The 7,352-nt window shown below is 59.0% G+C and carries 6 protein-coding genes; all 6 read left to right on the top strand.

Annotated elements, in window-relative coordinates; genetic code table 11:
* Positions 1-151 precede the first annotated feature (151 nt).
* Genes acpS through tsaD form a run of 6 tightly spaced genes read left to right on the top strand, consistent with a single transcriptional unit; the run spans position 152 to position 6,975 of the window.
* Positions 152-691 carry a holo-ACP synthase gene (acpS, locus tag DW233_RS09815; RefSeq protein WP_055252164.1) on the top strand — a complete coding sequence of 180 codons (540 nt, stop codon included), beginning with the start codon at positions 152-154 and terminating at the stop codon, positions 689-691.
* Complete coding sequence (locus tag DW233_RS09810) at positions 692-2,308, top strand: NAD(P)H-hydrate dehydratase (RefSeq protein ID WP_118267992.1); 1,617 nt, start codon at positions 692-694, stop codon at positions 2,306-2,308. It abuts the gene before it with no gap.
* 2 nt (positions 2,309-2,310) lie between these two features.
* Complete coding sequence (gene alr, locus DW233_RS09805; RefSeq protein ID WP_117798368.1) at positions 2,311-3,456, top strand: alanine racemase; 1,146 nt, start codon at positions 2,311-2,313, stop codon at positions 3,454-3,456.
* 8 nt (positions 3,457-3,464) lie between these two features.
* Positions 3,465-4,085: a uracil-DNA glycosylase gene (locus tag DW233_RS09800; RefSeq protein ID WP_117565042.1), complete on the top strand. Its 621-nt coding sequence runs from the start codon at positions 3,465-3,467 to the stop codon at positions 4,083-4,085.
* Positions 4,086-4,097: 12 nt separating this feature from the next.
* Positions 4,098-4,604 (top strand): tRNA (adenosine(37)-N6)-threonylcarbamoyltransferase complex ATPase subunit type 1 TsaE, encoded by a 507-nt coding sequence (tsaE, locus tag DW233_RS09795; protein WP_006235849.1) that lies wholly within the window; start codon positions 4,098-4,100, stop codon positions 4,602-4,604.
* Entirely contained in the window at positions 4,591-6,975 is a 2,385-nt protein-coding gene (tsaD, locus tag DW233_RS09790; protein WP_118267990.1) for a tRNA (adenosine(37)-N6)-threonylcarbamoyltransferase complex transferase subunit TsaD, read from the top strand. Before tsaE ends, tsaD begins: the two co-directional genes overlap by 14 nt.
* The last annotated feature ends 377 nt before the right edge of the window (positions 6,976-7,352 follow it).

Below are 7,352 nucleotides of genomic sequence, written 5' to 3'. Positions count from 1 at the left end.
TGGAATGGAGAAGGGGGAGGCCTCGCGGCCTCCCCCTTTTTTGCGTTCACGGGCTTTTGTCTCACATAGTAGCTGTGTTTTATAACCCTCGTTTGTCGCATCTTCTGTGAACGGGCTACAATAACTTAGTCTGTGCGATATGGAGGTGAACATGGCTGAAGCTGGTATCGGCGTTGATATCGTCGAGATTTCCCGCATGAAATCAATTCTTGAAAAGACGCCGTCGTTTGCTCGGCGTGTGTTTACCGAAGAAGAGCGTGCGTATTGCGATGCATCATCGCGTCCCGCTGCTCACTATGCGAGCCGCTTTGCTTCGCGCGAGGCGGTGCTTAAAGCTCTCGGCACGGGTTTTAGTCAAGGTGTAGGTCGCAAGGATGTTTCGGTAACGCGTGATAAACTCGGCAAACCGAAGGCTTTGCTTTCTGGTCGTGCTCTCGAAATCGCCCAGGATTTGGGTGTTGTCGAGGTCGCTCTTTCTATTACCCTTACGGGTGACTTGGCTGTCGCTAATGCCATTGCAATCACCGAGGATGCTCGACCTAAGCCTAAGGAAGAAAAAGTGAGCAACAAGAAACGCGTTGCGCAGACATTTAAAGAGGCTCGCTCTGTTTTAGATGAGCTTGAACAGCTGCAGAATTCAGCATTGACGGAGCACCTGGGCGATGCTTCGCAAGATACGCTAGGAGCATAGATGAAACCGGTTTTGAGTACCGAAGAAGTCGTTCGTCTCGAGGATATCATCGAACGCGAAGGGACTTCGAAGGCCGAGCTTATGGAGCTAGCGGGTGAGTTTGCCGCCAACGAGGTCTTGAAGCTCAATCCCGATCGGGTTCTCGTTCTGGTCGGTTTTGGTAATAATGGCGGCGACGGTTGGGTTGCCGCCGATATCCTGAGCCACAAGGGTGTGGACGTGGATATCGTTTCTCCGGTTGAGCCGGATGAGATTCCTGCTGCTCTGGCACGTCATGTTGCTCGTCGAACTGCCGGCCGCGATGTGCACGTTTGCGTCGGTCCCTCGCGTGACGAACTCGAGGTTTTGATCGATAAGGCCGATGTTGTTGTCGATGCCATTTTTGGTACCGGTTTCCACGGGAATCTGCGTGCGCCGTTTTCCATTTGGATTCCTACGGTCAATGAATGCGCCGATTGTGTCGTATCCATTGATGTCCCCTCGGGCCTGAATGCCGAGACGGGCGTTGTTGATGACGACTGCATTCGTGCCGAGCGCACGGTGACGATGATTGCGCCCAAGATTGGTCTGTATAGCGCTGATGGTCCTGAGTATGCTGGCGATTTGATCTGCGGCAATCTTTACGACCGTCTTGACGAGGTCATCGATGATGTCGACCACGCCGCCGAGATTGTCGAGCCCGGTGACTTAGTTGATTACTTTGCTCCGCTACCATCGAATATCGATAAGTATTCCCGTGGCTCCGTGCTTATTGTCGCCGGATCTGCGCAATATCCTGGTGCTGCCATTATGGCGGCCAAGTCTGCAGCTCGCGCGGGTGCTGGTTACGTGGCAGTCGCGGCTCCTGACGCCTGCGCCAATCTCATTCGCATGGCACTTCCTTCGATTCCGGTCTTTGCTATTCCGTCTGATTCCCGCGGCTCCTTTGGCGCCGCTGCGCGCATGACGGTGTGCGAGATCGCAAAGAAGTACAGCTGCGTGCTGTGCGGTCCCGGTATGACGACGTCTGCTGGCGCTATGCAGGTGGTTTCGGGCTTGCTCGAGCTTGATGTACCGCTAATTTTGGACGCCGATGCACTCAACTGCCTTGCTAAGATTGCCATTGACGGTATTGATAGTAACCCCGAGATGTATCGTCGTGAGCAGCCGTTGGTTATGACGCCGCACTATCGTGAGCTTTCGCGTCTGGTTGCCGGTGACGAGGTGAACGACCTTGGTACCGCGATTGCAGCTGCGCAGAAGGTTGTCTGGGCTGCAGGCTCCGACAATCTGGTGGTCATAGCCAAGGGGCCGACGACGGCTATCTGTGGCGTTGAGCGCGTGCTGCTGCCACTCTCGGGTCCGGCTTCTCTGGCAACTGCCGGTTCTGGTGATGTTCTCGCGGGTATATTGGCCGGCACGCTTGCCACCATGCGCGACGAGATGGATCGTTGGGAGCTGCTGTATTCGTACGCCGTCGCACTTCACAGCTACGCCGGTTTTGCCGCGGCGACGGAGTATGGTGAGAAGAGCGTTGTCGCGACCGATCTTATCGACTTGATCGGTCCTGCCATGGAGCTGGCGGCAAAGGATGCGCTCGAAGATCTGGGAATCATGGACGAAGGGTCGGATGACTAATCATGAATAAAGCCGATTTGACGCGCTGGTCCTGGGTCGAGATCGACCGCGGGGCGCTCCGTCGCAACACGAGAGCCTATAAGAACTTGTTGAATCCGCGTCAGCGCCTGTGCTGCGTGGTCAAGGCCGATGCTTATGGTCATGGAGCTGTTGAGTGCGCTAAGATCATGTATTCGGCTGGTGCCGACATGTTTGCCGTGGCGACGGTCAACGAGGGCGTTGGGCTCCGTCAGGGCGGAATTACTAAGCCCATCCTGATTCTAAGCGAGCCGCCTATCGAGGCTATTCCTGCATTGCTCGAGTTCGATATCATGCCCTCGGTCTATACGTCCGATTTTGCTCTCGCGTATGGCGAATGCGCCGTCGCGGCGGGCAAGGTGGGCAAGTACCATCTTGCCATCGAGACGGGCATGAATCGTATCGGCGTTCACTACACACAGGTGCTCGACTTTGTCCGCGGCATCAGCTTCCATCGCGGTATTCAGTGCGACGGCGTATTTACGCACTTTGCCACGGCCGATGAACCTTCGGGTTGGGACTACAAGCTGCAGTGCCAGCGTTTTACCGAGGCCGTTCAGGCCATTAAGGACGCAGGTTTTGAATGCGGTATCGTGCATTGTGCCAATACGCCATCCTCGATGCTCGATTCTTCAATGCACTTTGACATGATTCGTGCCGGCATCGGTTTGTATGGTCTGCAGCCATGTGAGCTGAGTGGTCGTGTGATGCAGCTTGATCCCGTCATGAGCGTCCACGCGCGTGTGACGCGCGTGGCGCATCCTGCGATGGGCGAGGGCGTGGGCTACGGCTTTACCTACCGCGTACCGCGCACGCGCGTTCAGATCTGCACCCTTCCGATCGGTTATGCCGATGGCCTTTCGCGTACGCTTTCCAATCGTATGGACGTGCTGTATCGCGGCGAGCGTGTGCGTCAGGTGGGCAATATCTGCATGGACCAGTTTATGGTCGCCATTCAGTCCAACCCGGCGCATGAGATTCCCGAGGCCGAGTATGGTGACGAGATGATCATTGTCGGCCGCGATGGAGATGCCGAGATTACCATGGACGAGATGGCGCGCCTACGCGGCACGATTAACTACGAGGTCGCTTGCGGCTTTGGTATGCGTCTCGACAAGGTCTACGTGTAGGAGTCGCTATGGGCGTCATGCACATTCCCGGCCATAGCCATCAGGCGCCGCGTGAGGTCGCACTCGAGGAGATCGAGGCCGTTCTGGGCGATTGTCACCTTTGCCAGCTTTACCAGTCGCGCCACAACATCGTGTTTGGCGTGGGAAACCCCCGCGCTCGCGTGATGTTTATTGGCGAGGCGCCGGGCCGTAATGAGGATTTGCAGGGCGAGCCCTTTGTGGGGGCGGCAGGCGAGGACCTCAACGGCATTTTGTCGCTGGCGGGGCTCAAACGCGAAGACGTCTACATTGCCAACGTGCTTAAGTGCCGCCCGCCGGGAAACCGCAATCCGCGCCCCGAGGAAGTGCTGGCTTGCTCACCGTTTTTGCGCGAGCAGATTCGAAGCATCTGGCCCGATATCATCGTGACGCTCGGCAACCCCGCAACGCACTTTGTGCTCAAGACCGAGATCGGCATTACCAAGCTGCGCGGCAGGTTCCATCAGATGGGGCACTTTGTGGTGATGCCCACTTTCCATCCGGCAGCAGCGCTACGCAATCCAGCGTGGCAGGAGCTGCTGGAGGAAGACTTTAAGATGCTGGGCGACTATCTGGGGCGACATCCCGCACCAGAGGACGCCTCGGAATAATAAGGAGCATATATGTCCCTGGAGCGCCTGGGGGTAGGTACTTACAAAACGACTTGCGCTGCCGATACGGAGTACTTTGGCGAGCTAATTGCACCGTGCCTTGAGGACGGAGATGTGCTCATCCTGACCGGTGGCCTGGGAGTGGGCAAAACTCACTTTACCAAGGGCGTCTCGCGCGGGCTGGGCGATGGGCATATGGTTACGAGTCCTACGTTTGCGCTCATGGCCGTTCACGATCAAGGTCGTATTCCGCTGTTTCACTTTGATCTATACCGCTTGGAGCATGCCTACGAGCTCGAGGATACGGGCATTTTCGATGTGCTGGGCTATGAGGGTGCTTGCCTGCTGGAATGGGGCGAACAATTCCAGGACGAGCTGACGGATGAGTATCTTTCGGTGACGCTCAAGCGTGATGAGGGCGACAGCGATGTGCGAACGATAACGCTCGAGGCGCACGGTGACCGCGCAATGGAGCTTTCCCATTTGATTGATAAGGCTGTACAAGATGAGCTTGCATAACGACAACGCGCTGGTGGTGGCGCTCGATACCTCGACCGACATGCTTGCCTGCGCGGCAAGCTGGATTGATGGGCAGACGGGCGAGACGAAGCTCGCGAGTGGCGACCACATGTGTCGCCGTCACGCCAACGTTGAGCTCGTGAATACCGTTGATGGCGTGCTGGCTCAAGCCGGTCTGAATCGCAGCGATGTTGGTTGCTACGTGGTCGGCCGCGGCCCGGGGTCGTTTACGGGTGTGCGCATCGGCATCTCCACTGCCAAGGGCCTCGCATGTGGTGCCAATGTTCCGCTGCTGGGCGTGTCGACGCTTGACGCTTGCGCTTGGACGGCGTGGAAGGCTGGCGTGCGTGGCAAGCTTGGTATCTTGGCCGATGCTATGCGCGGTGAGGTATATCCGGCGCTGTATATGCTGGTCGATGAGGGTCCCGAGCGTCAATTTGAGCGCGAACACGTGGTCAAGGCCGCCGTGGCGCTCGATGAGTGGCGCCAAGCAGCGGACTGGGACCAGGTTCAGCTGACCGGTGACGGTCTTGTGCGCTATGGCAAGCTGCTGGGTGAGGACGAGACCGTCCGCTGCGTGGAGCGCGACCTGTGGTGGCCTTCGGGCGAGGGCTTGCTGCTCGCGCACGCTGCGGGCGACGGCGATCCGGCCCGCGTCCTGCCGATTTACACGCGCCTTTCGGATGCCGAGGAAAACGAGCGCAAGCGTCTTGGTCTTGCCGAGAGTGCGCACAGCGAAATTACGGGCGTTGCCGATGAGCTCGCCGGTCGTCATCTGCAGTTCCGTCCCATGGGCGCGGCGGATGCCGAGGGCGCGAGCGCGCTGGAGGCCGCCTGCTTTGAAGGTGCCGGACACGAGGCGTGGACGCCGGGCATGTTCCTGTCCGAACTGGGCGAGGACGTCGCTGCGCCGCGTAGTTGGTGGGTGGCACACGACGACGGCAAGCTGCTGGGCCTTGCCGGCGGTATGGTCGTGGACGGTGATGTGCAGATTCTGGATGTCGCCGTCGACCCGGCACATCGCCGTGAGGGCATTGCCCGCAAGCTGCTGTCGCACGTGAGCTATGATGCCCAGATGCTCGGCTGCACTACGGCTTCGCTCGAGGTCGAGGACGGTAACGAGGGAGCGATCGCGCTTTATAACGCTCTGGGCTTTACCGAGGCTGGCCGTCGTCGTGGCTATTACGGTGCCGGCAAGGACGCCATCGTCATGACGGCCCCACTTCCCCTCGTGCTTCCGGTCGATAACGCCTCGCCCGAGCCGACGGCAGCCGAGCAACGCGCATGGCCCCTGTCTGCGCCCAAGCGCTCTGCCGAGGAACGTGTCGAGATTGAGCATCGCCGCCTAGTGCTCGCTATCGAGAGCTCCTGTGACGAGACGGCGGTGGCGATTATCGATGCAGATGGCAATATGCTGGCCAACCAGGTGTCGACACAGATTGATTTTCACGCCCGCTTTGGCGGCGTGGTGCCCGAGATCGCCTCGCGCAAACACGTTGAGGTGATTGTGAGCGTCGTGGATGCGGCGCTCGAGGATGCCGCAGTATCGCTTGGTCTTGAGGGTGGAGCCATTGCCCCTAGCGAGCTTGCCGCCGTGGGCGTGACACAGGGTCCGGGCCTGGTGGGCGCCCTCGTGGTGGGCGTTGCCTTTGCTAAAGGCTTTGCCTACGCTGCCGGTAAGCCGCTCGTATGCGTCAACCATCTGGAGGGGCACCTGTTTGCCAACTTGCTGGCGCAGCCCGACCTCAAGCCGCCGTTTATCTTCACGCTCGTCTCGGGCGGTCATACCATGCTTGTTCACGTCAAGGCGTGGGGCGACTACGAGGTGCTCGGCGAGACGCTCGACGACGCCGTGGGCGAAGCCTTCGACAAGGTGGCAAAGGCGCTGGGCCTGGGCTATCCCGGTGGCCCCATCATCTCCAAGCTTGCCGAGACGGGCAACCCCCGCGCGATCGATTTTCCCCGCGCGCTTAACAGCAGGGGAGACTACCGCTTCTCGCTTTCGGGCCTCAAGACGGCGGTGACGCTCTGCATCGAGCAGGAGACCAAGGCCGGGCGCACGATTCACCTGCCCGATCTAGCGGCCTCGTTTGAGGCGGCGGTCTTTGACGTGCAGTACAAGAAGGCCAAAAACGCACTGCACGCTACCGGATGCAAGGAATACTGCATCGGTGGCGGCGTCTCGGCCAACCCGCATCTGCGCGAGATGATGATCAAGAAGCTTGGGCGTCAGGGGATCCGCGTAACGGTGCCACCGCTTTCGGCGTGCACCGACAACGCCGCCATGATCGCAGAGGTTGCCCGCCGTAAATTCGACCGAGGAGAAATCTCGCCGTTCGACGTCGACGCCGATCCAAACATGACGCTGTAGCTGGTACGGCGCGGTCCCCGGACGGAGGGGCCGGATATAAGGTTTCCTGCTCTACAGTCCTGCGCAAGACGAAGGCCACATTAAGTGGCCTTCTTTGCGTGCGGAACTCGCGATAAACCTTATATCCGGCCCCTCCGTCCGGGGACCTTTCTGTATCGATATAGCTTCTGAGCTGGTTTGGCGTCGACAACGTCCGGCAAGGTTAGCCAGCTGCGTCGAATTTCCGGCGTGCTTTAGCTGAAAGAAAAAGATGGTGTGCGGAGCTTTGCTCCGCATTTGGGATGGGAGCCCCTGAGAGCCGCGGGAGCCGGGCGGCGCATATGAACTTTATCGCGAGTTCCGCACGCAAAGGAAAGCACTTAATGTGCTTTCCGTCT

Origin of the sequence: Collinsella sp. AM20-15AC (genome assembly GCF_003471405.1) — a bacterium.
Lineage (GTDB): Bacteria > Actinomycetota > Coriobacteriia > Coriobacteriales > Coriobacteriaceae > Collinsella.
The sequence above is the reverse complement of the archived record's forward strand: the minus strand, read 5'-3'. Positions and strand labels throughout refer to the sequence as shown.

Bases quoted from the DNA above. Each gene is read 5' to 3' on its own strand.
- acpS (WP_055252164.1), top strand. From the start codon at position 152: ATGGCTGAAGCTGGTATCGGCGTTGATATCGTCGAGATTTCCCGCATG.
- DW233_RS09810 (WP_118267992.1), top strand. From the start codon at position 692: ATGAAACCGGTTTTGAGTACCGAAGAAGTCGTTCGTCTCGAGGATATC.
- alr (WP_117798368.1), top strand. From the start codon at position 2,311: ATGAATAAAGCCGATTTGACGCGCTGGTCCTGGGTCGAGATCGACCGC.
- DW233_RS09800 (WP_117565042.1), top strand. From the start codon at position 3,465: ATGGGCGTCATGCACATTCCCGGCCATAGCCATCAGGCGCCGCGTGAG.
- tsaE (WP_006235849.1), top strand. From the start codon at position 4,098: ATGTCCCTGGAGCGCCTGGGGGTAGGTACTTACAAAACGACTTGCGCT.
- tsaD (WP_118267990.1), top strand. From the start codon at position 4,591: ATGAGCTTGCATAACGACAACGCGCTGGTGGTGGCGCTCGATACCTCG.